General features: G+C 69.9%; 1 protein-coding gene. It reads left to right on the forward strand.

The window, feature by feature from the left end; genetic code table 11:
* Window positions 1-409 (forward strand): ABC transporter permease subunit (locus NBZ85_RS34290; protein WP_261563529.1); only part of this gene is annotated, 409 nt, incomplete at both ends.

A 409-nucleotide genomic window follows, 5' to 3' on the forward strand; every position in this document is an offset into this window, starting at 1 on the left:
GTCGCGGCCGTGCCGGTGGCCTTCTGCGCGTCGGCGCTGATGGGCGCGGTGCTGGAGCGCGGCGTGATCCGGTTCCTCTACGGCCGGCCGCTGGAAACCCTGCTGGCCACCTGGGGCATCAGCCTCATGCTGCAGCAGCTGGTGCGCAGCGTGTTCGGCGCGCAGAACGTTGGCGTGGAGAACCCCGCCTGGATGAGCGGCGGCGTGCAGCTGATGGACAACCTGCAGCTGCCCTGGAACCGCCTCGTCATCGTGGCCTTCGCCTTCGCGGTGCTGGCGGGCGTGGCCTTCCTCATCAGCAAGACGCGCCTGGGCCTCTTCGTGCGCGGCGTCACGCAGAACCGGCCGATCGCCTCGTGCATGGGCGTGAACACGGCGCGCATCGACACCTATGCGTTCGCGCTGGGCT

Origin of the sequence: Frankia tisae (assembly GCF_025403405.1) — a bacterium.
Taxonomy (GTDB): domain Bacteria; phylum Actinomycetota; class Actinomycetes; order Frankiales; family Frankiaceae; genus Frankia; species Frankia tisai.